Consider the following 23,437-nt stretch of genomic DNA (forward strand, 5'->3'; position numbering starts at 1 on the left):
GCTTCCCTTCGGTGTTTCCAACCTTACCAGATCCGTTTTCCGTTCCGTTTCCGGTCGGATTTCTTTTCCGGCGCCCTGTTGGAGCGGGCTTCCCGAGTTTATCAGAATCTTTCCGGCCGATTTACATCGGCTTTTCGGTTCCCGATAAGGATTCGGAGGCGCTTCGTGTGAATCCGATCTTTCCGATCCACTCACCGAAGCTCGGTAGATACTAGCCGTTGCGCTGGATCCAGTCCAGTTCGTCGCAACCGTTCGAATCTACCTCCCCACTCCTCCCGTGTCAACGGTCCTCGTGGGGCGAAGAGAACACTACCAGGCTCAGGGCCCTGCCCATGACGACGGCGGGCCGTCCAGCTCCTCCAGCTCGATGCCGGGTGCCGAGAGGACCACGTCCCCGGCGAGGTGGACGGAGTGCTGCTCCCCCGTGTCCAGGTGGCTGACCTGGTACTCGTCCACTTCGAGCGGGCCGTTGTCAGTGGCGTGTGCTGTCCTGTCGACCAGGGCCCAGGACTGGTCGAGCGTGAGGGGGGCGAGCACGGGGGGTGTGAAGGCCACGAGGCGGACGCGCTTTTTTTCTCCGCCGGGGGAAAGGCGGAGCAGGCGGGAGATGGCCACGTAGAAGGCAGGGGACGCGCCGCTGAAGGCATGGGCGCGGACATTGCCCTCCGTCGCGTGCTCGCCGGTGGGGTCGGTGCGGACCCAGGTGACTCCGTCGAGGGCGGCGCCGCGCACCTGCCAGTCGGAGCTCTGGAGCTGGAGGCGGATGGGGCGGCCGAGGTCGTCGATGGCGAGGTCGACCGAGCCGGTGGGGGTGCCGGACGGGGCGGTGAGCTGGGAGACGTAGCGCCAGCCCGAGGGGCCGGGGGCGCAGTGGAAACGTTCTTCACCGAGGGGGGAATGGTCGTGGGGGTCGTGGAGGGAGTAACGGCCGCGGGGCATGGTGAGGTCCTTGACGCGAATGGGACAGGCCCCCGCCGAGGGGGCGGGGGCCTGTTCTACCAGCTGCCGGGGTCGCGGCGGCCGGTCGGATCAGTAGCGGTAGTGGTCGGGCTTGTACGGGCCCTCCACCTTCACTCCGATGTACGCCGCCTGCTCGGGGCGCAGCGTCGTGAGCTTGACGCCGAGGGCGGCGAGGTGGAGCCGGGCGACCTTCTCGTCCAGGTGCTTGGGCAGGACGTAGACGTCGGTCGGGTAGGACTCGGGCTTGGTGAAGAGCTCGATCTGGGCCAGGGTCTGGTCCGCGAAGGAGTTCGACATCACGAAGGAGGGGTGGCCGGTCGCGTTGCCGAGGTTGAGGAGGCGGCCCTCGGACAGCACGATGATGACCTTGCCGTCGGGGAAGGTCCAGGTGTGGACCTGGGGCTTGACCTCGTCCTTGACGATGCCGGGGACCTTGGCGAGGCCGGCCATGTCGATCTCGTTGTCGAAGTGGCCGATGTTGCCGACGATGGCCTGGTGCTTCATCTTGGCCATGTCCGAGGCCATGATGATGTCCTTGTTGCCCGTCGTGGTGATGAAGATGTCGGCGGTCTCGACGACCTCGTCCAGGGTGGTGACCTGGAAGCCGTCCATGGCGGCCTGGAGGGCGCAGATCGGGTCGATCTCGGTGATGACGACCCGGGCGCCCTGGCCGCGGAGGGACTCGGCGCAGCCCTTGCCCACGTCGCCGTAGCCGCAGACGACCGCGACCTTGCCGCCGATGAGGACGTCGGTGGCGCGGTTGATGCCGTCGACGAGGGAGTGGCGGCAGCCGTACTTGTTGTCGAACTTCGACTTGGTCACCGCGTCGTTCACGTTGATCGCGGGGAAGAGCAGCGTGCCGGCCTGCTGCATCTCGTAGAGGCGGTGAACGCCCGTCGTGGTCTCCTCGGTGACGCCGCGGATCTCGGACGCCAGCTGGGTCCACTTCCGCGGGTTCTCCGCGAGGGTGCGGTTGAGGAGGGTGAGGATCTGGGCGTACTCCTCGCTGTCGGCCGTGGCCGGGTCGGGGGCCGCGCCCGCCTTCTCGAACTCCACGCCCTTGTGGACGAGGAGGGTGGCGTCACCGCCGTCGTCCAGGATCATGTTGGGGCCGCCGGTGGGGGTGCCCGGCCAGGTCAGCGCCTGCTCCGTGCACCACCAGTACTCCTCGAGCGTCTCGCCCTTCCAGGCGAAGACGGGGATGCCCTGGGGGTTCTCCGGGGTGCCCTCGGGGCCGACGGCGATGGCGGCGGCCGCGTGGTCCTGGGTGGAGAAGATGTTGCAGGACGCCCAGCGGACCTGTGCGCCCAGCGCCACCAGGGTCTCGATGAGGACCGCGGTCTGCACGGTCATGTGCAGGGAGCCGGTGATGCGGGCGCCCGCCAGCGGCTGCGCCTCCGCGTACTCCTTGCGGATCGCCATCAGGCCGGGCATCTCGTGCTCGGCGAGGGTGATCTCCTTACGGCCGAAAGCCGCCAGCGACAGGTCCGCGACCTTGAAGTCCTGACCGGTGGTGGTAGTCATACGGCTGCTCCTCCTACAGGGGCGAGCGGGAGTGGGTACGGCTGTGCATGCGGACGGACACAGCGTCGTCCGGTCGTCGCGCGGACGCGGCTCAGCGCGGTCCACGGCGCGATCGGTCGCACACTGCTCCCCCGGCCGCAGCCCAGTCCGTCGGAGGCCCTCTCTCCCTCGGCCGGCCCGTCGCGCGGGCCGCCCGACCTGCCATCAGCAGCGACGTCTGGCTCTTGGCACGAATCTACACCGGGGCCCCCGCCGAGCCCCAGCCCCGAGCGCCGGGTTCCGGACTCGCCCCGGACGACCTGTCCGTCGGGCCGTCAGTTGTTGCAGGATGCGGGCACGATGAGTTTGTGAGGGAGTTCGTGAGGAGATCCACGTGACGCCATCAGCGGATCCGTCCGCCCCCGCGACAGGGCACGGGCGGCGGCTCAAACTGCTTGCCGTGACCGCCTGTCCGACCGGAATCGCGCACACGTACATGGCGGCGGAGAAGCTGACGCAGGCGGCGGAAGCGCTGGGGCACGACATCAAGGTGGAGACGCAGGGCTCCATCGGCGACGAGAACGTGCTGACCGACAACGATGTCAAGCGGGCGGACGGGGTCATCATCGCGGCCGACAAGGACGTCGACCCCAGCCGGTTCGTGGGCAAGCGGCTGCTGGTCGTCGGGGTCGCCGAGGGCATCCACCATCCGGAGCGGCTGATCGAGCGGGTGATGGCGGCCCCGGTCCACGAGGGGGGCGGGGGCCCTGGAAGGGGCGCGGGCGGCGGGGGCGGCGTGGGGAGTCAGGGGGCGCTGGGCGTCCTCGGGCCCGGGTGGGGGGCCGGGCGCGGGACCGTTTACAAGGCGCTGATGAACGGCGTCTCGTACATGATCCCGTTCGTCGTGGTCGGCGGGCTGCTGATCGCGGTGTCGCTGGCGCTGGGCGGGCATCCCCGGCCGGACGGCGGGCTGGTGATCCCGGACGGCACGTTCTGGAAGCACGTCAACGACATCGGTGTCATCGGTTTCACGCTGATGGTGCCGATTCTGTCCGGTTATATCGCCTACGCCATCGGCGACCGGCCCGCGCTGGTGCCGGGCATGATCGGCGGCTGGATCGCCAACACGGGCGCGCTGTACGACTCCAAGTCCGGCGCGGGCTTCATCGGGGCGATCGTGACGGGCTTCCTGGCGGGCTACCTGGTTCTGTGGATCAAGAGGATCCGGGTCCCGAGGTTCGTCCGGCCGATCATGCCGATCATCGTGATCCCGGTGGTGGCGACGTCGGTCCTCGGCCTGTTCTTCATCTACGTCCTCGGCAGGCCCATCGCCTGGGTCTTCGAGCACCTCACCGGCTGGCTGGACGGTCTGACGGGGACGAGCGCGGCGCTGCTCGGCGTGCTCCTGGGGCTCATGATCGCCTTCGACATGGGCGGACCGGTCAACAAGACGGCCTTCCTCTTCGGCGCCGGTCTCGTCTCCAAGAACCCGGAGATCATGGGCATGTGCGCCGCCGCCATCCCCGTGCCGCCGCTCGGGCAGGGGCTGGCGACGCTGTTGCGGCGCGGGATGTTCAGCGAGCAGGAGCGGGAGACGGGGCTGGCCGCCCTCTTCATGGGCTTCTTCGGCATCACCGAGGGAGCGATTCCCTTCGCCGCGGCCCGGCCCGCGCGGGTGATTCCCGCGAACATGATGGGCGGCGCGGTGGCGGGCGCCATCGCGGGGCTCGCGTCGGTGGGGGACAGCGTGCCGCACGGCGGGCCCATCGTGGCCGTGCTGGGGGCGGTGAGCGGGGTGGCGATGTTCTTCGTCGCGATCGGGGTGGGGATGGTGGTTACGGCGCTTACGACGGTGACGTTGATGGCGTGGGGGCGGGGTGACGGTGCCGGCGCTCTGGCGGAGCCTGCCGTTCGGGCACGGCGTGTGGCCGATGCGGCCGGTGTGGGCATCGGTGCGGCCGGTGTGGGCATCGGTGCGGCCGGTGCGGGCGTCGGTGCGGCGCCGGTCGCGGTCGGTGCCGGTGTCGCCGCGCCTGAGGTGCTGTCCGGCTACCTCACCGCGCGGACCGTGCGGCTCGACCTCGCGGCCGTCCGGAAGGACGCGGCGATCCGGGAGCTGGCCGAGGTGCTGGCCGGCGCTGGGCAGGTGCGGGACGTCGACGCGCTCGTCACGGCCGTGCTCGCCCGGGAGGAGCTGGGCACCACCGGGCTGGGCGAGGAGATCGCCGTTCCGCACGCGAAGACGGACGCGGTGACGGCTCCCGTCGTCGGCTTCGCCCGGTCCGCCGAGGGGATCGACTGGGGGGCGCTGGACGGCTCGAAGGCCCGGCTGATCTTCATGATCGCCGTGCCGGAGGCGCTGGCCGAGGACGAGCACCTGCGGATTCTCGCGCTGCTGGCGCGGAAGCTGCTGGATCCGGGGTTCCGGGAGCGGTTGCTTGAGGCGGAGGGGGAGGGGGCGGTGCTTGGGGTGTTGGCCGAGGTTCGGTAAGCGGCCGGGCCCAGGGCGGGGCCGGGCCGGGCCGGGTGCGGGTGGGTGCCGCCGGGGGCTTTGAGGGTCCCCGATCCCGCCCCTTCCCGTTTCTTTCAGGGGCTCCGCCCCCGAACCCCCGGTCCTCAAACGCCGGACGGGCTGGGTGGGTGGGCGGGGGCGCCCGGGCCTCACACGCCCGACGGGCTGGGTGGGTGGGGTGCCCAGGCCCCAAACGCCCGACGGGCTCGGTGGGCTGGGTGGGTCCCCGGGGCTCAGGCCCCCGGCGGGCTGGGGTAGTGGGGTGGGGCGGGCTGGTAGATGTCCGGTTCCAGGTAGATCACTCGGGCGATCGGGACCGCCTCGCGGATGCGGGATTCCGCCGCGTCGATCGCGCGGGCGATCTGGGCCGCCGTGTCCTCGCCCCGTACCGCGATCTTCGCGGCCACCAGCAGTTCCTCCGGGCCCAGGTGGAGGGTGCGCATGTGGATGACGCGGGTGACGGACTCGCCGTCGACCGCCGCCGCGCGGATCCGTGCCACCTGCTCCGGGCCCGCGGCCTCGCCCAGCAGCAGCGACTTCGTCTCGGCCGCCAGCACCAGAGCGATCACGACGAGCAGGGTGCCGATGCACAGCGTTCCGATGCCGTCCCACACGCTGTCGCCGGTGGCGATCGTCAGGCCCACGCCGCCGAGGGCGAGGACGAGACCGACGAGCGCGCCGAAGTCCTCCAGCAGGACCACGGGCAGTTCGGGTGCCTTGGCCGTGCGGATGAAGGAGCTCCAGGACTGCTCGCCGCGCAGGGCGTTGGACTCCTTGATGGCGGTGCGGAAGGAGAACGCCTCGGCGACGACGGCGAAGACGAGCACGCCGACGGGCCAGTACCAGTGCTCCAGCGGGTGCGGCTCCTTGATCTTCTCGTAGCCCTCGTAGAGCGCGAAGACGCCGCCGATGCTGAAGAGCACGACCGAGACGAGGAAGCCGTAGATGTAGCGCTCCCGGCCGTACCCGAAGGGGTGCTCCTCGCTGGCCTGTTTCTGGGCCTTCTTGCCGCCGAGGAGCAGCAGCGCCTGGTTGCCGGAGTCGGCGACCGAGTGGACGCCCTCCGCGAGCATCGACGACGAGCCGCTGAAGGCGAACGCCACGAACTTGGCCGCCGCGATGGCCAGGTTGGCGCCCAGCGCGGCGACGATGGCCTTGGTACCGCCGGATGCACTCATATGCGCGGGTTTTCCCTTCCGCCCCTGCGGCTGCTTTGCGTTTGTGGGTACGGCCTTTACGGGTTACGGCCGGTCATTGTCGCAGTCGCGCGGCCGAGCGGGCGTCAGGCGACGCTCGTGGCACCCACCGTGGCGCGGAAGACGGTGCCCTCGCCGCCGAGCTCGACCCGCTCCCCCGCCCGTACGAAGGCGGACTCGCCGCCCCCGAGGGTCAGCTCCGTCCCGTCCTCGCCGCGCAGCAGGGCCCGGCCCGTCGCGCACAGCAGGATCTGGGGGGTGCGGGCGTCGAGGCGGTGGGGCGCCGAGCCGGGGGCGAGCGCGTACCGGGAGAGGCGGAACTCCTCCACCGGCGTCTCGTACTCCTCCACGCCGTCGACGTCGGCCTCGGGGCGCAGGACGCCCGGCGGCATGGCCTCGAAGCGGACCACGCGCAGCAGCTCGGGGACGTCGACGTGCTTGGGGGTGAGGCCGCAGCGGAGCACGTTGTCGGAGTTGGCCATGATCTCGACGCCCAGGCCGGAGAGGTAGGCGTGCGGGACGCCGGCGCCGAGGTAGAGGGCCTCGCCGGGCTGGAGGAGGACGTGGTTGAGGAGCATCGCGGCGAGGACCCCGGGGTCGCCCGGGTAGTGCCGGGCGAGGGTGGCGTAGGCGGCGTACGCCGCGCGGTGGGGGCCGTCCTCCGCGGCGAGGCGCCCGGCGGCTGCCGCCGCCTCGGTCACGGTCCCTGCGACGGCGGTGCGCTCGGCGCTGAGCACGGCGGTGAGGACCTCGCGCAGGGCCGCGCTCTCCGGGTGGGCGCGCAGCAGATCCACGTACGGCTTGAGGCCGTCGACGTCCAGGGCCGCGAGCAGCTCGGCGGTGGCCTCGGGGGCGCGGAATCCGCAGAGCCCCTCGAAGGGGGTGAGGGCGCAGATGAGCTCGGGCTTGTGGTTGGCGTCCTTGTAGTTGCGGTGCGGGGCGTCCGCGGGGACGCCGCGCGCCTCCTCGTCGGCGTGGCCGGCCTTGGCCTGGTCGAGGTCGGGGTGGACCTGGAGGGAGAGCGGGTCGGCGGCGGCGAGGATCTTGAACAGGAAGGGCAGGCCGGGGCCGAAGCGGGCCACGGTGTCGTCGCCGAGCTCGCGGCGGGGGTCGGCGGCGATCACCTCGTTCAGGGCGACGGGGCCGGTGCCGCGGTCGACGCGGGAGGGGGCGCCGGGGTGGGCGCCCATCCACAGTTCGGCCTGGGGCTCTCCGGTGGGCTCGATGCCCAGGAGGTCGGGGATCGCGGTGGTGGAGCCCCAGGCGTAGGGGCGCACGGTGTTGAGAAGGCGGTCCATGGGGACGGTTCCTGACTTGTCGGACGGGACCGGGCTTGCGGACTCTCGTGCGGACTTGCTGACTTGCGGTTCTACGGGTTCTGCCTTGCGGTTCTACCGGTTCTACGGCGTCGCCGGTTTGGCCGCGAGCGCGAGGTAGACGGCGGCGAAGTCCGTGATGGAGAGGAGGTCGGCCGCGGTCTCCAGCGGGCCGCTGTCCTCGGTGGCCTCCAGCTCGCTGACGGGCGTGTCGCGGTGCAGGGCGAGCTCGCGCGCCGCCCCGGCCGGCGAGGTGACGTCCGGTCCGCGCTCGCGGAGGAGGACCACCCGGGCGTGCAGCGCCTCGGGCTCGTCGACCCGGTCGCGGAAGAAGTCCTCGGGGTCGGCGCCCGCGGCGAAGTCCCCGGCGAGCAGCGTGCCGTGCGCGGTGAGCGCCTCGGGCAGCTCGGCGGCGAGCGCGGGGCGCCCGGCGAGCGCGGCGAGGACGGTCGCGAAGCGGCGGCCGGCCGCGGCGGCGAGCTCGCCCTCGGTCCAGATCAGCGGCAGGGTGTCGGCCAGCTCGGCCGCCAGCGTCTTGGCGGGGTTGCCGTACGTGGCGATGGCGGGGCCGCAGCGCTCGGCGATGTGGTCGAGCCGGTCGGCGAGCGCCTCCAGGGCCGCGTGGGGCGCCTCGGCCAGGCCGATGCGGTCGGCCAGCACGAGGAGCGGGGTGAGCAGCGACCAGAGCGTGCCGGGGCCGGTGGGCAGGACGGCCAGGGAGTCGCTGTCCCGGGGGGTGTCGCCGGCCATCGTCGCCTCGTAGGGCGTGGCGGTCAGCGGGATCGCGAGGCCGCGCACCTGGGCGGTGGCGTCGGCGAGCGGGGAGCCGGTCGGGGAGACGGTCACGACGGTGCAGCCGCGCCGGTAGGCCTGCTCCAGCAGGAGCGCGAGGCCCGGTTCCGTGCCGTCCGGGCTGGCGACGATCAGCAGGTCGAGCGGGCCCGTCCAGCCGGGAAGGGTCCAGCGCAGGGCGCCCGGGGCGGGGGCGACGCCCGCCGGGCGGATCAGCGTGACGGGGCAGCTGTCCCCGGCGAGCGCGGCGAGCAGGTCGGCGGTGGAGCCGCCCGCGGGCCCCGGGCCGGCGACCAGGACGGCGCGCGGGCGGCCGTCCGGCCGGAGCGCGTCGACACCGGCCTCGGCGGCGTCGCGCATGGCCGTACGGACCCGGGCGCCGGATTCCGCGGCGCCCCGGAGCAGGCCGTGGAGGTCGGCTCGGGAGAGGCCGTCGGGGTCATCGAGGAGGGACTCGTCGAACACCGTTGTTCAGCCTCCGTGTGCCGTGGGTTTCGCCGTGGGGTACGGGGTTGTGGGGTCGCCGCCCGCGTTCGGACGCCTGCGCCCGTCGGGCGCCTGCGCGGCCGTCACGCGGGGCGGCGGGCCTCGTCCACGAGGAGGACGGGGATGCCGTCGCGGACGGGGTAGGCCAGGCCGCAGCCCTGGCCCTCGCACACCAGCTCGTGGGTGTCCTCGGAGGGGGTCTCCTCGCGGAGGGAGGCGTGGCACTCCGGGCAGGCGAGGATCTCCAGGAGACCGGCTTCGAGCGGCATGGGTTTTCCCTTCGGGGGTTGTTGCGCTGTGGTGTCAGCGTAGTCGCGTGGGCGGTGGTTTTTCCCCTGACCCGCCCCTTCCCGAAACCGGGGCTTCGCCCCGGGCCCCCTTCGGGCACGGAGCGCTACGCCCGGACGATCGCCAGGACCTCGTCCCGGATCCGGGTCACCGTCTCCGGGTCCCGGGCTTCCACGTTCAGGCGGAGGAGGGGCTCGGTGTTGGAGGCGCGGAGGTTGAACCACCAGTCGGCGGTGGCGACGGTGAGGCCGTCGAGCTCGTCCAGTGTGACGCCGTCGGCGCCCTCGTAGGCGGCCCGGACGGCGGCGGCGCGGCCGGCCTGGTCGGCGACGGTGCTGTTGATCTCGCCGGAGGCGGCGTAGCGGTCGTACTGCCGGACGAGGCCGGACAGCGGGCCGTCCTGGCCGCCGAGGGCCGCCAGGACGTGGAGCGCGGCCAGCATGCCGGTGTCGGCGTTCCAGAAGTCGCGGAAGTAGTAGTGCGCGGAGTGCTCGCCGCCGAAGATCGCGCCGGAGCGGGCCATCTCCTGCTTGATGAAGGAGTGGCCCACGCGGGTGCGGACGGCCTTGCCGCCGTTCTCGGCGACGACCTCGGGCACGGACCAGGAGGTGATCAGGTTGTGGATGATCGTGCCGCCGGGGTGCTTGGCCAGCTCGCGGGCGGCGACCAGGGCGGTGATCGCGGAGGGGGAGACGGGCTCGCCGCGCTCGTCGACGACGAAGCAGCGGTCGGCGTCGCCGTCGAAGGCGAGGCCGATGTCGGCGCCCGTCTCGCGGACCTTCGCCTGGAGGTCGACGAGGTTCTTGGGGTCGAGCGGGTTGGCCTCGTGGTTGGGGAAGGTGCCGTCCAGCTCGAAGTACATCGGGACGAGGTCGACGGGCAGCCCGGCGAGGACGGTCGGGACGGTGTGGCCGCCCATGCCGTTGCCCGCGTCGACGGCGACCTTCAGCGGGCGGATGTCCGTGAGGTCGACCAGCGAGCGCAGGTGCGCCGCGTAGTCGGCGAGGACGTCGCGCGAGGTGATCGTGCCGGCGGTGGCGGCGGGCTCGGGGGCGCCGGTCTCCAGCCAGCCCTCGACGAGGGCGCGGATCTCGGCGAGGCCGGTGTCCTGCCCGACGGGGGCGGCGCCCGCGCGGCACAGCTTGATGCCGTTGTACTGGGCGGGGTTGTGGCTGGCGGTGAACATCGCGCCGGGCAGGTCCAGTTGCCCGCTGGCGAAGTAGAGCTCGTCGGTCGAGCAGAGGCCGATCTCGGTGACGTCCACGCCGAGCGCGGCGGCGCCGCGGGCGAAGGCCCGGGACAGGCCCGGGGAGGAGGGCCGCATGTCGTGGCCGACGACGATGGCGCTCGCGCCGGTCACCTGGGCGAAGGCGGCGCCGAAGAGTTCGGCCATGGACTCGTCCCACTGGTCGGGGACCACGCCGCGCACGTCGTACGCCTTCACGATCTGCGACAGATCAGCCACAGCCAACCCCTCCTGGACTCCGGTACGGGACCACAAACCTACCTGCCGTCACCGTCCGGCCGGACCAGCGCGGGGGCCGGGGGCCCGTACGGGCCGTCAGGAGTCCGGCGAGCGCAGGACCCTGAGGTGGCCTCGGCGGGCGACCTCCATCGGATCGGCGCCCCGGCCCGTCGGCGCGACCGCGCTCGGTGCGGCGCCCGGACCCGCCGTGCGCTCCTGGGGGCGCGCGGCCTCGCGCACGGCGTTGGCGAGTGCTTCGAGGTCGTCACCGCTGGGGCGGGCCGGGCCGCTGTCGACGGCGAGACGGACGACGTCCCAGCCGCGCGGCGCGGTCAGCCGCTCGGAGTGCTCGGCGCACAGGTCGTAGCAGTGGGGCTCGGCGTAGGTGGCGAGCGGGCCGAGGACGGCGGTCGAATCGGCGTAGACGTACGTCAGCGTCGCGACGGCCGGGCGGCCGCACGCGGTGCGCGAACAGCGACGTACAGGGCTCACGAGGTTGGACGGTACCGCACTCTTGAGCGGGCCGCGACGACTCACCCCCGGCTCACTCCTCCGTGTCGTCCCGGTTCGCACCGTGGACAGCGTTGTCGAACGGCCTGGTCGACCCCGTCGGGACCGGGGGAACAGGCGTCCGGTGACAAAGAAAACTGTCACCAGCGGGTACACATAGTGTCATTCGGCATGGGAACGCCGATCCGGCGGGTGGCTGCAATTGATCGCAGACATGGCCGGAACGCTCATCGGGCGACATGCCGGGAGATGGGCGGCTACCCCGCGCGTACGGCCGGTCGGCGGATACCCTCGGGTGTGATGGAAAGCCCCGTACCTCACCCGGCCGCCGCCGGGGACGCCCCCGGTCCCGCCGGGCCCAGGCCACGCCGCCGCGACCGCCACGGACGCGGCATGCGCGGCCCCATCGCGCCCCCGCAGGTGCCGCTGTCGGTCACCAGGGCCGACGCGTTCGTCGACCTGGTCCAGGACTCGGCGGAGCGGCTGGAGCGGCGCTGGCCGCAGCTGGCGGCCGTCGAGTTCCAGGTCCGCGAGGTGCCGGCCGAGCCCGGCAGCGGACCCGGCGACGATCCGCTGGAGGCGCTGCTGGACGGCGAGACCGTGCCGCTCGGGCGGTACGTCGCCGCGCGGGGCGAGGACCCGGACCGGATCGTCGTCTACCGCCGTCCGGTGGAGATCCGCGCCAAATCGCGTGACGAGCGGGCGCTGCTCGTCCACGAGGTCGTGGTGGAACAGGTGGCGGAGCTGCTCGGGCTCGCGCCCGAGTCGGTCGACCCGCGCTACGGGCAGGACTAGCGCGGGCCGGCGGATCAGCCGTTCAGCATCGACAGGTCCTGCTCGGCCTTGGGGACGGCCACGCTGGACCGGTCGTCCGGAATCGGCTGGATCGTGAACATCGGGACGCCGTCCTTGGGCAGCGCCAGCATCCGTGAGGCGTGGACGGGGCCGCCCGAGACCTTCTCCACGGTCACGGCGAACACGCCCTTGCCGTCGGCGGGCTGGGGCGGTTCGACGGTGAGGGTGGTCCCGGCCTTGACCGTGTAGGTCTTGCTGACGGGGGTGCCGCCCTCGCCGCCCGCCGACGCGGTCACCTTCACCTGGGCCTCCTTCCCGGGGGCCACGAGGGACAGCGTGCTCGCCTTGGGGCGGTTGTCGGCGACGGTGCCGCGGCCCTCGATCGCCGGGGTGGCGGGGATGAAGGCGGTCTCCTGCTTGTCGTCCTTGCCACGCGTCACGCGGAGCGCGGCGACGACCGCGCCGCTGCCGCGCGCGCCGGTCAGCAGCAGGGAGCCCGCCTCGCCCCTGGTGAGGTCCCCCAGGTCGACGACCGTGGTCATGCCGCTCTTGACGTGCAGCGACTCGTGCCCGGCCGGGCTGATGGAGCCGCTCGGGCCCGCGAGCCGCACCGAGACGTCGGCGTCGTCCGCGCCCGGCGCGAAGGCGACGAGGCGGACGGAGGTGGCGTCGGCCGGGATGCCCGGCAGCACGGCGCCCGCCGCCGCGTCGGCGGACGGGGCCAGCCAGTCGCCGCCGGTCTTGTCGTCGGACGCCTGCACCGCCGCGCCCACCCGGCCGGACCGGGCGGCCACGTGGAGGGTGAGGTTCTCGGTGGGCGCGTCCGTGAGCGACGACAGCAGCACGGGGACGGTGGAGCGGGGCGGGACGGTGACGCCCTCGCCGGAGGGGGCCTTGATCCGGCCGTCGGGCCCGTACAGCTCCAGGTCGACGACGGCCGCCGAGTTGTCGGGGTTGGACACATGGACGTAGTCCTGACGCCCCTTGGCGGTACTGGCGCCCGGGAACCAGAAGGACGTGTCGGGCGGCGCGCAGGTCAGGCCGTGCAGCCCGCGCCCGCCGCCCGCCGCGACGGTGGTCGTCTGCTGGGCGGTCCAGCCGGGGGCCAGGGGCCCGGCGGCGGAGCCGACGAGGGCGGGGGCGTCGGAGCGTTCCGTGGTGGCCGTGACGGGCTTGCCGGGCTCCTTCAGCGACAAGACGGGTTTACCCGGATCGGTTTCGGCCTTTTTCCCGTCCTTCTTCTTGTCGTCCTTCGCGGAGTCCTTCGAAGCGTCCGTCTTGGACGCGTCCGTCTTGGACGCGTCCGTCTTGGACGCGTCCTTCTTGCCGTCCGTGCGTGCCGGGCCGGCCACGGGCAGCAGGTCCGCCGTGGACCCGGCCGCCGCGCCGCCCTTCCCGGGTGGCGTGAAAGCGGTGTACGTCGTGCTCGCCACGTCCGACGAGGTGGGCGCCGGGCAGAGCAGCGTCGAGCGCTGGACGGGCATCCGGCCCGCGCGCGGCGGCGCGCCCGCGTGGTCGCCCGACGGCGGGTTGAGCGCGGCGACACCCGTGACGACGGCGAGCACGGCCGTCGTGGCGAACAGGGACAGGGTGGTGCGGTTCACTGCTGCTGGCTCCCGTCGCGGTGGGGCCCCTCGCCCCCGCCGTACGTCGTGTCGTAGGGCCGGTGCCCGTAACCGTACGGGTCGTGCGCGCCACCCGCGTAGGGGTCCGCGTAGCCCGTTCCGTAGCCGGGGGCGTGGCCGCTCTCCTGGTACGGCTGCTGCTGTCCGTAGGCGCCCTGGTCCTGGGCCTGGTCCCACTCGGCGTACTGCTGCTGGTGCGGGACGGCGGCGTACGGATCGGCGGCGTACGGGTCGGCGTCGGCCACGGCCGGCTGCTGCTCGTACGGGTTGTAGGGATCGTATGAAACGGGCTCGGGCGCCGGGGCGGGCTCGGGGGCCTCGGGCGGGGTGGCCCCGTCCGTCGTGGCCGTCGCCGCGCGCAGCCTGCGGGCGCGGCGCCCCTCCCCCGGGCCGGCCTGTGCCGGTACGGGCGCGGGCGCCGCGGCGGCGTCCTCGGGCAGGTCGTCGTCGACCTCGCGGCGGCGGCCCGGCAGGGCGAGCACGACCAGGACGGCAGCGAGGAGCCCCTGGGCCCAGAGCCAGGCGGTCCGCGCGACGGGGGTCTCGTAGGTGACGGTCAGCTTCCCGCCCCGGGCCGGCAGGGTGAAGCCCTGGGCCCAGCCGTCGACGGTGACGGCCTTGAGCGACCGTCCGTCGAGCGTGGCCCGCCAGCCCGGCGCGGCCTTGTCGGCCAGCCGCAGGACCCGGTCGCCCGACCCGGCCGGGACGGTGGCGCTGGCCGTCACGGGACCGGCGGCGACGGGCACGGGGGCGGTGGCGCGGGTGCCGTCGGGCTGTCGCGGTCCGGTGACGATGGTGACGCGGGCGACCTGGTTGTCGACGCGCCAGAGGGAGCTGTGGTCCTCCTTGCCGAGGCGGGTGAGCCCGGGGGTCGCGTCGAGGACGCGGGCCATGTCGCGGGGGGCGCTGTCGCGGACGAGGACGTAGCCGACGGCGTAGTCGCCGAGGCGGCCCGCCTGGTCGGCGCCGGAGCCGGCGACGAGCGCGGCCACCATGGCGTCCAGCTCGCGCTGCCGGCCGGCGGCCGCCAGGGGCTCGGCGTCGCCCAGCCGGGCGCCCGCGCCGCGGACCAGCGTGTACGTCACCCGGCCTGTGTCCCCGCCGAGGACGAGGGTGCGGGCCTGGTCCCGGGTGCCCGCCTCCTCGGCCACGAACGCGGGCACCTGCACCGGGTCGCGCCGCTCCAGCGGCCCGGCGGCACCGTGCACGGCCCAGACGGCGGCGGCCGCGGCGGGGGCGGCCCCGGCGGCCAGCGCGACGAGGGCGGCGACCGGCTGGCGCCAGCCGAAGCCGTGCGCCGCCACGCGCTCCTTGGCGCCCTCGGCGCCCACGGCGGCCGCCGCGATCAGGGCGAGCCCGTAGAGGAGGGTGCCCGGCCCGGCCCAGACGGAGCGGTTGACCAGGGCGGCGCAGAGCATTCCGGCGAGCGCGACGGTCCAGGCGGTCAGGATCGCCGGGCGGCGGTCGGCGCGGAGGAGGGCGGCGAGCGCCGCCAGGACGACCCCGGCGAACAGCAGGGCGCCCGGGGTGCCGGGCCCGCCGGGGTCGGCGGTGAGCAGGCGCAGCGGGCCGGCCGTGCCGTGGCCGTAGGCCAGCCCGGCCTCGGCGAGGAAGCGGCCGGGGTGAGTGAGGAGCCCCAGCGACCAGGGGGCGAGCGCGAGCAGGGGGGTGGCGGCCGCGGCGAGGAACCGGGGGCCGTGGACGGCGGCCCGGGCGGCACCGCCCCGGACGCAGTTCACCGCGAGCGCCACGATGCCCAGGACTACCGCCACCGGCCACACCACGGGCGTGAAGGCGGTGGTGACGGTGAGCAGGAGGGCGTACGCCCAGCAGGCGCGCCACGCGGGGGCCGTGCCCGGCGCGCGGAGCCCGGTGGCGGCGACGGCCGCGCGGGCCAGGAGCGGCAGCAGGACCGCGAGTACGGCGGTGCCCAGCCGGCCGGTGGCGAGGGCGCCGGTGGTGGCGGGCAGGAAGGCGTAGGCGACGGCCGCCCAGGCGCGCAGCGGGCGGGAGGCGATGAGGGGGCGGGCGGCGAAGTAGGCGGTGAGCCCGGCCAGCGGGACCGAGCAGACGAGCAGGAGGGTGAGGGTGGTGCCGGTGGAGCCGAGGAGGAGCGTCGCCAGGGTCGCGAGGACGGCGAGGTAGGGGGGCGCGTTCTCGGTGCTGCCCACGCCGACCGGGTGCCAGCCGTCGGTGTAGGCGGACCACAGGTCGCTCAGGTGCGCGGGGACGGGCAGGAGGGCGCCGCCGGAGAGGGAGCCGCCGCCGAAGAGGTCGCGGCAGGCGAGGGCGGAGACGAGGAGCAGGAGGGTGAAGAGGACGGGCGCGGGCTTGCGGGCGAGGCGTCTGAGCCGGGCGAACTGCTCGATCTCCAGGTAGTCGGCGTCGTCGCCGCCGGGGCCGGACTCGACGGCGCCGCCGTGGCGTCCGGCGGAGGGGGCCGCGTCCTCGGTGCGGGCGCCGATGTCGCTCGCGAGCTGTTCGAGGGTGGCGCGGACGGTCGCGCCGGGGGGCGGGAAGAGCGGCCGGAGTTCCGCGGGGGCGACGCGGGGCTCGCCGCGTCGTTTGCGCGCCGCGCGGACGCGCCCGGGGCGCAGGAGGACGCCGGCGAATCCGGCGAGTTCGTCGAGGGCCTGTCCGGGCGCCTTGCCGACGATGTAGCCGAGGACGCGCAGCAGGGTGCCGATGACGAGCCGGAGCATGACGTACGGCAGGAGCGCGCCACGGGTGTTGGCGAGGAGGGTGTAGACGGCGCCGGCCTTGTCGACGCGGTGGGGGTTGGCCGGTTTGCGGCCGGCGCAGTCGACGGGGCGGCGTTCGCGGGAGGCGGCCTCGGCGTGGCGCAGGACGGCGTCGGGGGCGACGAGGACGCGGTGGCCGGCGGCGTGGGCGCGCCAGCACAGGTCGACGTCGTCGCGCATGAGGGGCAGGCGGGGGTCGAAGCCGCCGAGTTCCTGCCAGACGTCGCGGCGGACGAGCATGCCGGCGGTGGAGACGGAGAGCACGGACCGGATCTGGTCGTGCTGTCCCTGGTCCTGTTCGCGGCGTTCGAGGCCGGTCCAGCGGCGGCCGCTGCGGGCGATGGAGACGCCGGTCTCGAGGAGCTGGCGGCGGTCGTACCAGCTGCGGAGTTTGGGGCCGATGACGGCCGCGTCCGGTTCGGCCTCGGCGACGCGCAGCAGTTCGTGGAGGGCGGCGGGCTCGGGCGCGCAGTCGTCGTGGAGCAGCCACAGCCACTGGACGGGCCGGCGCTCGGCGCGGTCGGCGCCGGGGGCGTCCTCGGTCCAGGTGCGGCCGGCGGGGTCCCAGCCGCTGGAGCGTCGGAGGTAGGGGAGGTCGTCGGCGGTCAGGACCGGGGCCGTGCGGACGGCCTCCTCGACGGCGGTGCCGAAGCCGGCGCGCCGGGCCAGGTGGAGGACGTGGTCGGCGCCGAGGGCGTCCGCGAGGAGCCGTCGGGAGTCGTCGGCGCTGCCGGTGTCGGCGGCGACGACGTGCTGGACGGGCCGTTCCTGGCCGAGCAGCCCGGCGAGGGCGTCGGGCAGCCAGCGGGCGCCGTCGTGGGCGACGAGGACGGCGGTGACGACGTGGTGGGGAAACGCGGGCGGGAGGGCCGGGTCGAGCAACGCGGGGATGGTGGGGTCGAACATGGCAGGTGCGGGCCCCGGTTCAGTGGAGACTGCGATGGACGTGTGAGCGCGGCTCTCGTGGGCGCGGGCCCACCAGGGCGTCGGTACGTCTCGGACGGGCCCCCACCCTAGTGGCTGTGAACGCGACGGTCCGCCTCTCGCGTGCGGGGCGCGAGAGGCGGACCGTGCGGTATGGAGCATGGTGCGGGAGTGGGTGGAGCGGACGGCTCCGCGGTCCCCTCGCCCGGCCGTGGCACGGCCGGCCTTGAACGAGACATCCCGTCAGGTCATGACGCCGGTCTGTCAGACCGCGGCCTTCTTGAGGCGGCGGCGCTCGCGCTCGGACAAACCGCCCCAGATGCCAAAGCGTTCGTCATTGGCCAGCGCGTATTCAAGGCACTCGGAACGGACTTCACAGGCAAGACAGACCTTCTTCGCCTCGCGTGTGGATCCGCCCTTTTCGGGAAAGAAGGACTCGGGGTCGGTCTGAGCGCACAACGCGCGCTCCTGCCAGCCGAGCTCCTCGTCCGCCTCCTCGACCAGCAGTTGCTGGAACAGCTCGGTCATGTGCGCCCCTCGTCTGTCAATGCGTCCCCGTGTGCTGCCGCGTGTCAGGTGGTCAGGTGCGGCAGAACGACACGAGTGAAATTACAAGTGCGCCGATCCGGGGCAGTCAAGCCGGGATCTGCTATTGAGCCCCTTATTCACTCTGCGGAACCAAGGGCGCGCGGAAAGTTGCCAAACCGCCTCAAGGGTGGACACATCCACCACTCGCCACAAAAGCCACTTCCGACCCGGTCCGGGACAGGGGCCTTCCCGCCTCTAAGAGAAGGACGCGACCTGCGGTGAACCCGTTGCACCCGATATTGACGACCCCGGTCGCCCGACCGGTGTCCATACACACCGGCACGCAAACCCTTCACTCCAATCAGTAACCGCACGGGTGAAAGATCCCCCCAAAACGGACACCCGGTTGACAGGGGAGCTCCGGAGCCGGTCTCCTTGGTGACATGCCAGCGACCTCCCTCCCCCTGGCCTCCGCCCCGGGGAACCTCAGCCTGACCCGTGCCTACGGGTCCCGCTGTGCTGTGCAGGCGCGCTGTCGCTGTTCCAGCTGTTGACGCGACCGAAGCCGGTCTCCGGCTCCTCCAGCTCCAGCTGATCTCCGCTCCATCCGATCCCCACTGCTGTCCTCAGCACCGCTTGGGATCACCCTTTCCCGCTTCCTGTCTCTGATCGCTCCTGCCGTGCGTACGCGCGCTCCGCGCCGCCGTACCGGCACCCGCGCCGAGGAACCACACCCCCATGAACAGCGACGTCCAGATCGCCGGCGACCCGCTCGCCCTCCCCCACCTGATGCCGCCGCCCGCCGCCCACCCCACGACCGTCGCCGAATTCGCCGGCCTGGCCCGCGCCATCGCCGCCGACACCGCCTCCTGGGCCCCGCTGGTGCGCTACGACGCCGCCACCCGCTGGTACCACCGGCTGCGCACCGGCCCCGGCTACGAGGTCTGGCTGCTGAGCTGGGTGCCCGGCCAGGGCAGCGGGCTCCACGACCACGGCCCGTCGTCCGGAGTGCTCACCGTCCTCCAGGGCGAACTGGCGGAGCTCTCGGCGCACGGCACCCGCCACGCGCTGCGAGCGGGCGCCCAGCGCGTCTTCGCGCCCGGGTACGCCCACGAGGTCGTCAACGACTCCCTCGAACCCGCCGTGAGCCTCCACGTCTACTACCCGGGCCTCACCGAGATGCCGATGCACCGGCCGCCGCTGTGCGCCTCCGCCGTACGGCCGTCCGCCGTCGTGACGAGCTAGGAGGGGGTGCCCGGGCCCGCCCTTCAATATGGCGGCGCGCTCCTGAAAGACTGCGGCCATGCAGCGCATTGTGGTTCTGGCCGGCGGGATCGGGGGCGCCCGCTTCCTTCGTGGCCTCATGTCAGCAGTCCCCGACGCGGACATCACCGTCATCGGCAACACCGGCGATGACATCCACCTGTTCGGGCTCAAGGTCTGTCCCGACCTCGACACCGTGATGTACACGCTCGGCGGCGGCATCCACGAGGAGCAGGGCTGGGGCCGGGCCGGCGAGTCCTTCGCCGTGAAGGAGGAGCTCGCCGCCTACGGAGTGGGACCGGAGTGGTTCGGCCTGGGCGACCGCGACTTCGCCACGCACATCGTCCGCACCCAGATGCTCGCCGCCGGATACCCGCTGAGCGCCGTCACCGAGGCGCTGTGCGCCCGGTGGAAGCCGGGCGTCCGCCTGCTGCCGATGAGTGACGACCGGATCGAGACCCACGTCCTGATCGACGACTCCGAGAGCGGCGACGGCGCCCGCAAGGCCGTCCACTTCCAGGAGTACTGGGTGCGGATGCGGGCCTCGGTGGACGCCCACGCGATCATCCCGGTGGGGGCGGAGCAGGCCAAGCCGGCGCCCGGGGTGCTGGAGGCGATCGCGGCGGCGGACGTCGTCCTCTTCCCGCCGTCCAACCCCGTGGTGAGCGTCGGCACGATCCTGGGCGTCCCCGGCGTCCGGGAGGCCGTCGCCGACGCCGCCGCGCCGGTGATCGGCCTCTCCCCCATCGTCGGCGGCGCGCCCGTGCGCGGCATGGCCGACAAGGTGCTCGCCGCCGTCGGCGTCGAGTCCACCGCCGCCGCCGTGGCCCGCCACTACGGCTCCGGGCTGCTCGACGGCTGGCTGGTCGACTCCGTCGACGCGGCCGCCGTGGCCGAGGTCGAGGAGGCCGGGATCCGCTGCCGGGCCGTGCCGCTGATGATGACCGACGTCGAGGCGACCGCCGCCATGGCCCGCGCGGCACTGGCCCTGGCCGAGGAGGTACGGGCGTGAGCGCGGCCCCCGAGTACCGCGTCTGGGCCCTGCCCGGCATCCCCGAGGTCCGCCCCGGGGACGATCTGGCGAAGCTCATCGCGGGCGCCGCCCTGGGCGAGGGGCTGCCCGGGCTCGCCGACGGCGACGTCCTCGTCGTCACCTCGAAGATCGTCAGCAAGGCCGAGGGCCGGATCCTCGCCGCCGAGGACCGCGAGGCCGCGATCGACGCCGAGACCGTGCGGCTCGTGGCCCGGCGCGGCACGCTGCGCGTGGTGGAGAACCGGCTGGGGCTCGTGATGGCCGCCGCCGGCGTGGACGCGTCCAACACCCGCGCCGGGACGATTCTGCTGCTGCCCGAGGACCCGGACGCCTCGGCCCGGCGGATCCGCGAGGGCCTGCGCGAGGCGCTCGGCGTGGACGTCGGCGTCGTCGTCACCGACACAGCCGGGCGGCCCTGGCGCAAGGGCGTCACGGACTTCGCGATCGGCGCGGCGGGCGTGCGGGTCGCCGACGACCTGCGCGGCGGCGTGGACGCGTACGGCAACCCGCTGGTCGCGACGGTGGTGGCGACGGTCGACGAGCTCGCCGCCGCCGGCGACCTGGTCAAGGGCAAGGCCGGGGGCCTGCCGGTGGCCGTGGTGCGGGGGCTGCCGCATGTGGTCACCGAGGACGGTGAGCAGGATGCTCAGTGGCTGGTACGGCCCGCCGTCGACGACATGTTCCGGCTGGGGACCTCGGAGGCCGTGAAGGAGGCGGTGTCGCTGCGGCGGACCGTCCGGGAGTTCACCGACGATCCCGTGGACCCGGGCGCGGTCCGGCGGGCCGTCGCCGCCGCCGTCACCGCGCCGGCGCCGCACCACACGACGCCCTGGCGGTTCGTGCTGCTGGAGTCCGAGGAGTCGCGGACGCGGCTGCTGGACGCCATGCGGGACGCGTGGATCGCGGACCTGCGCGCCGACGGCCTCTCCGAGGACCGGATCGCCCGCCGCGTACGGCGGGGCGACCTGCTGCGGAAGGCGCCGTACCTGGCGGTGCCGTGCCTGGTGACGGACGGCGCCCACGACTACCCGGACGCCCGGCGCTCGGCCGCCGAGCGGGAGATGTTCGTGGTCGCGGCCGGGGCGGCCGTGCAGAACTTCCTGGTCACGCTGGCGAGTGAGCGGCTGGGGTCGGCGTGGGTGTCGTCGACGATGTTCTGCCGCGAGGTGGTGCGGGATGTTCTCGCCCTCCCGGAGGGCTGGGACCCGATGGGCGCGGTCGCGATCGGGCGCCCCGCCGCGTCCCCGCCCGCGCGCCCCGCACGCGACGCGGACCCGTTCGTGACGGTCCGCTAGGTTTGCGGGCAATCGTCCCGCTGGGCGGGACGGGTGGGCGCAAACCCGCCCACCGGGCCGCACCCGAACCGGGGGTGCCCACCGGGGGTGCGGGCCGCCGTTCCGGTTGTGCCCACCCGTTCCGCCCTGCGGAACGCCTGCCCACAACCACCGTCAGATGCGGGAAAAGTCCGGCACGGTAAAGCGCGGGCCCCGCCGTTCCGGGGTGACGCCGCTCAGCAGGATGAGGCGGCACGCCCGGTGGCGGTGGCCCGCGTAGGGGGCCAGCAGGTCGAGCATCGCCGCGTCGTCCGCCCCCCGGAACCCGGTGAGCGCGTAGCCCACGACCCCCGGCAGGTGAAGGTCGCCCGTCGTGACCGCGTCCGGCGAGCCGTTGGCGCGCTGGAGCGTCTCCGCCGCCGTCCAGGGGCCGATGCCGGGGACGGCCTGGAGGCGGGCCGCCGCGCGGGCGTCGTCCATGGCAGCCGCCTCCTCCAGGCGGGCCGCCACCCGTGCCGCGCGGACGATCGTCGCCGAGCGCTTGGCGTCCACGTGGGCCCGGTGCCACTCCCAGGACGGGACGCGGGCCCAGCCCGCCGGGTCGGGCATCACGCGCATGCCGGCGGGGGCCGGGCCGGGCGCCGGTTCGCCGTGGCGGGTCAGCAGCAGCCGCCACGCCCGGTACGCCTCGTCGCTGGTCACCTTCTGCTCGAGGATCGAGGGGATCAGCGACTCCAGGATCAGCCCGGTGCGGGCGAGCCGGAGGCCGGGGTGCCGGCGGTGGGCTTCGTGGACCAGCCGGTGGCGGGGCGTGAACCCCGCCGGGTCGTCCGTCGCGCCGAGGAGGGTGGGGAGGCGGTCCAGGAGCCAGTCGGCTCCCGGGCCCCACGCCTCGGCGCGGACCGGGCCGTCATGGGTCAGCCGGAGCGTGCCGGGCCCTTCCGGGGTGCGGCTCGCCCGCCAGACCGCCCCGGCCGCGTCCACGCGATAGGCCGGGTCGCCCGGGCCGCGCGCGAGGACGCCCAGGGTGCGCTGCAGGTCGTACGGGCCGCCAGTGGGCGGGGCCCACGTGCGGGTGGCCATTCGGCCAGGGTACGTCGCGGAGCCGGCCTACCGGTCCGGCTACTGGTCCGACGAGAAGCGGATCGCCCCCTGGGGGATCCGCGCCCCGCACCAGATCCGGGCCCCGGCGCGCAGCTCGTTGTCGGGGCCGATCTCGGCGCGGTCGCCGATGACGGCGCCGTCCAGGACCGTACGCGCCCCGATGCGCGCTCCGGCGCCGACGAGGGAGTCGCGGACGACGGCGCCCGCCTCGATCACCGCGCCGTCCAGGACGGCACTGCCGTCCACCCGCGCGCCGGGCGCCACGCGCGCGTCCGCGCCGATGACCGTGCCGCCGGTGAGCTTGGCGTCCGGGGCCACCTCGGCGCCGTCGAGGACGAGGCGGTCGCCGCAGCGGCCGGGGACCGCCGGGGACGGGGCGCGGCCCATGACCAGGTCGGCCGAGCCGCGCACGAAGGCCTGCGGAGTGCCGAGGTCGAGCCAGTACGTGGAGTCGACCATGCCCTGGAGGTGGGCGCCGGCGGCCAGCAGCCCGGGGAAGGTCTCGCGCTCCACGGAGACCGGGCGGCCCGTGGGGATCTCGTCGATGACCGAGCGGTTGAAGACGTACGCGCCCGCGTTGATCTGGTCGGTGACGATCTCCTCGGGCGTCTGCGGCTTCTCCAGGAACGCCTGGACGCGGCCGGTCTCGTCCGTGGGGACCAGGCCGAAGGCCCGGGGGTCCGCGACGCGCGTGAGGTGGAGGGAGACGTCCGCGCCGGTCGTGCGGTGGGTGTCCACCAGGGCCTCGATGTCGAGGCCGGTGAGGATGTCCCCGTTGAAGATCAGCACCGGCTCGTCCGGCGCCGAGTGCAGCCGGTGGGCGACGTTGCGGATGGCGCCGCCCGTGCCCAGGGGCTCGACCTCGGTGACGTACTCCAGGTGGAGACCCAGCGCGGAGCCGTCGCCGAAGTACGGCTCGAAGACCTCGGCCAGGTAGGAGGTGGCGAGCACGATGTGCTCGACTCCCGCCGCCCGCGCCCGGGCCAGCTGGTGGGTGAGGAACGGGACGCCCGCCGCGGGGACCATGGGCTTGGGCGTGTGCACCGTCAGCGGGCGCAGCCGGGTGCCCTTGCCACCGACCAGGAGGATCGCTTCTGTCACCTTGTCGTCTCTGCTTTCCTG

At 73.9% G+C, this 23,437-nt stretch carries 19 protein-coding genes; 6 read left to right on the forward strand and 13 right to left on the reverse strand.

Annotated features, from left to right (window positions below):
* Positions 1-215, forward strand: a 215-nt coding sequence (locus tag IE096_RS31560; RefSeq protein WP_229820486.1) for a hypothetical protein, incomplete at its 5' end; no start/stop codon positions are given.
* A 103-nt stretch (positions 216-318) separates the two neighbouring features.
* On the opposite strand, the gene IE096_RS21715 is transcribed toward IE096_RS31560, so the two are convergent.
* Together IE096_RS21715 and ahcY are read right to left on the reverse strand one after the other, a co-directional pair.
* Positions 319-939 (reverse strand): hypothetical protein, encoded by a 621-nt coding sequence (locus IE096_RS21715; protein ID WP_189454284.1) that lies wholly within the window; start codon positions 937-939, stop codon positions 319-321.
* Positions 940-1,029: 90 nt separating this feature from the next.
* Positions 1,030-2,484 (reverse strand): adenosylhomocysteinase, encoded by a 1,455-nt coding sequence (gene ahcY / locus IE096_RS21720; protein ID WP_189454286.1) that lies wholly within the window; start codon positions 2,482-2,484, stop codon positions 1,030-1,032.
* 373 nt (positions 2,485-2,857) lie between these two features.
* Between ahcY and IE096_RS21725 the strand changes: the two genes are divergently transcribed.
* Entirely contained in the window at positions 2,858-4,954 is a 2,097-nt protein-coding gene (locus IE096_RS21725) for a fructose-specific PTS transporter subunit EIIC (protein WP_373298187.1), read from the forward strand.
* Positions 4,955-5,208: 254 nt separating this feature from the next.
* On the opposite strand, the gene IE096_RS21730 is transcribed toward IE096_RS21725, so the two are convergent.
* From IE096_RS21730 to IE096_RS21755, 6 genes are all read right to left on the reverse strand, one after another.
* On the reverse strand, positions 5,209-6,153 hold the full coding sequence (locus IE096_RS21730) for a cation diffusion facilitator family transporter (RefSeq protein ID WP_189454291.1): 945 nt from the start codon (positions 6,151-6,153) through the stop codon (positions 5,209-5,211).
* A 104-nt stretch (positions 6,154-6,257) separates the two neighbouring features.
* Entirely contained in the window at positions 6,258-7,469 is a 1,212-nt protein-coding gene (gene manA, locus IE096_RS21735) for a mannose-6-phosphate isomerase, class I (protein ID WP_189454293.1), read from the reverse strand.
* 102 nt (positions 7,470-7,571) lie between these two features.
* Positions 7,572-8,744 (reverse strand): SIS domain-containing protein, encoded by a 1,173-nt coding sequence (locus tag IE096_RS21740; protein ID WP_189454295.1) that lies wholly within the window; start codon positions 8,742-8,744, stop codon positions 7,572-7,574.
* Positions 8,745-8,848: 104 nt separating this feature from the next.
* Positions 8,849-9,034 (reverse strand): Trm112 family protein, encoded by a 186-nt coding sequence (locus IE096_RS21745; protein WP_126914423.1) that lies wholly within the window; start codon positions 9,032-9,034, stop codon positions 8,849-8,851.
* A 125-nt stretch (positions 9,035-9,159) separates the two neighbouring features.
* On the reverse strand, positions 9,160-10,518 hold the full coding sequence (locus tag IE096_RS21750) for a phosphomannomutase/phosphoglucomutase (protein ID WP_189454296.1): 1,359 nt from the start codon (positions 10,516-10,518) through the stop codon (positions 9,160-9,162).
* A gap of 96 nt (positions 10,519-10,614) precedes the next feature.
* On the reverse strand, positions 10,615-11,055 hold the full coding sequence (locus IE096_RS21755) for a DUF3499 domain-containing protein (protein WP_189454298.1): 441 nt from the start codon (positions 11,053-11,055) through the stop codon (positions 10,615-10,617).
* 273 nt (positions 11,056-11,328) lie between these two features.
* Here IE096_RS21755 and IE096_RS21760 point away from each other — a divergent pair, with 273 nt between their 5' ends.
* A complete protein-coding gene (locus IE096_RS21760) occupies positions 11,329-11,823 on the forward strand; it encodes a metallopeptidase family protein (protein WP_189454300.1) in 495 nt (164 codons plus the stop codon).
* Positions 11,824-11,837: 14 nt separating this feature from the next.
* On the opposite strand, the gene IE096_RS21765 is transcribed toward IE096_RS21760, so the two are convergent.
* From IE096_RS21765 to IE096_RS21775, 3 genes are all read right to left on the reverse strand, one after another.
* Positions 11,838-13,427 carry a DUF5719 family protein gene (locus tag IE096_RS21765; RefSeq protein ID WP_189454302.1) on the reverse strand — a complete coding sequence of 530 codons (1,590 nt, stop codon included), beginning with the start codon at positions 13,425-13,427 and terminating at the stop codon, positions 11,838-11,840.
* Positions 13,424-17,095 carry a glycosyltransferase family 2 protein gene (locus IE096_RS21770; RefSeq protein ID WP_189454304.1) on the reverse strand — a complete coding sequence of 1,224 codons (3,672 nt, stop codon included), beginning with the start codon at positions 17,093-17,095 and terminating at the stop codon, positions 13,424-13,426. Before IE096_RS21770 ends, IE096_RS21765 begins: the two co-directional genes overlap by 4 nt.
* 282 nt (positions 17,096-17,377) lie before the next feature.
* Positions 17,378-17,641 (reverse strand): WhiB family transcriptional regulator, encoded by a 264-nt coding sequence (locus IE096_RS21775; RefSeq protein ID WP_004952403.1) that lies wholly within the window; start codon positions 17,639-17,641, stop codon positions 17,378-17,380.
* A 738-nt stretch (positions 17,642-18,379) separates the two neighbouring features.
* Between IE096_RS21775 and IE096_RS21780 the strand changes: the two genes are divergently transcribed.
* Genes IE096_RS21780 through IE096_RS21790 form a run of 3 tightly spaced genes read left to right on the forward strand, consistent with a single transcriptional unit; the run spans position 18,380 to position 21,232 of the window.
* On the forward strand, positions 18,380-18,886 hold the full coding sequence (locus IE096_RS21780) for a cysteine dioxygenase (RefSeq protein WP_189454306.1): 507 nt from the start codon (positions 18,380-18,382) through the stop codon (positions 18,884-18,886).
* Between the two features lie 58 nt (positions 18,887-18,944).
* A complete protein-coding gene (gene cofD / locus IE096_RS21785) occupies positions 18,945-19,916 on the forward strand; it encodes a 2-phospho-L-lactate transferase (RefSeq protein WP_189454308.1) in 972 nt (323 codons plus the stop codon).
* A complete protein-coding gene (locus IE096_RS21790; RefSeq protein WP_189454310.1) occupies positions 19,913-21,232 on the forward strand; it encodes a coenzyme F420-0:L-glutamate ligase in 1,320 nt (439 codons plus the stop codon). Before cofD ends, IE096_RS21790 begins: the two co-directional genes overlap by 4 nt.
* Before the next feature lie 153 nt (positions 21,233-21,385).
* Here IE096_RS21790 and IE096_RS21795 read toward each other — a convergent pair whose 3' ends face one another.
* Positions 21,386-22,294, reverse strand: a complete 909-nt coding sequence (locus tag IE096_RS21795) for a DNA-3-methyladenine glycosylase family protein (RefSeq protein ID WP_189454312.1) — start codon at positions 22,292-22,294, stop codon at positions 21,386-21,388.
* A 39-nt stretch (positions 22,295-22,333) separates the two neighbouring features.
* Positions 22,334-23,416 carry a mannose-1-phosphate guanylyltransferase gene (gene manB, locus IE096_RS21800; RefSeq protein WP_189454314.1) on the reverse strand — a complete coding sequence of 361 codons (1,083 nt, stop codon included), beginning with the start codon at positions 23,414-23,416 and terminating at the stop codon, positions 22,334-22,336.
* Positions 23,417-23,437: the final 21 nt, after the last annotated feature.

The sequence above is a fragment of the Streptomyces abikoensis genome (genome assembly GCF_014648775.1).
Classification (GTDB): domain Bacteria; phylum Actinomycetota; class Actinomycetes; order Streptomycetales; family Streptomycetaceae; genus Streptomyces; species Streptomyces abikoensis.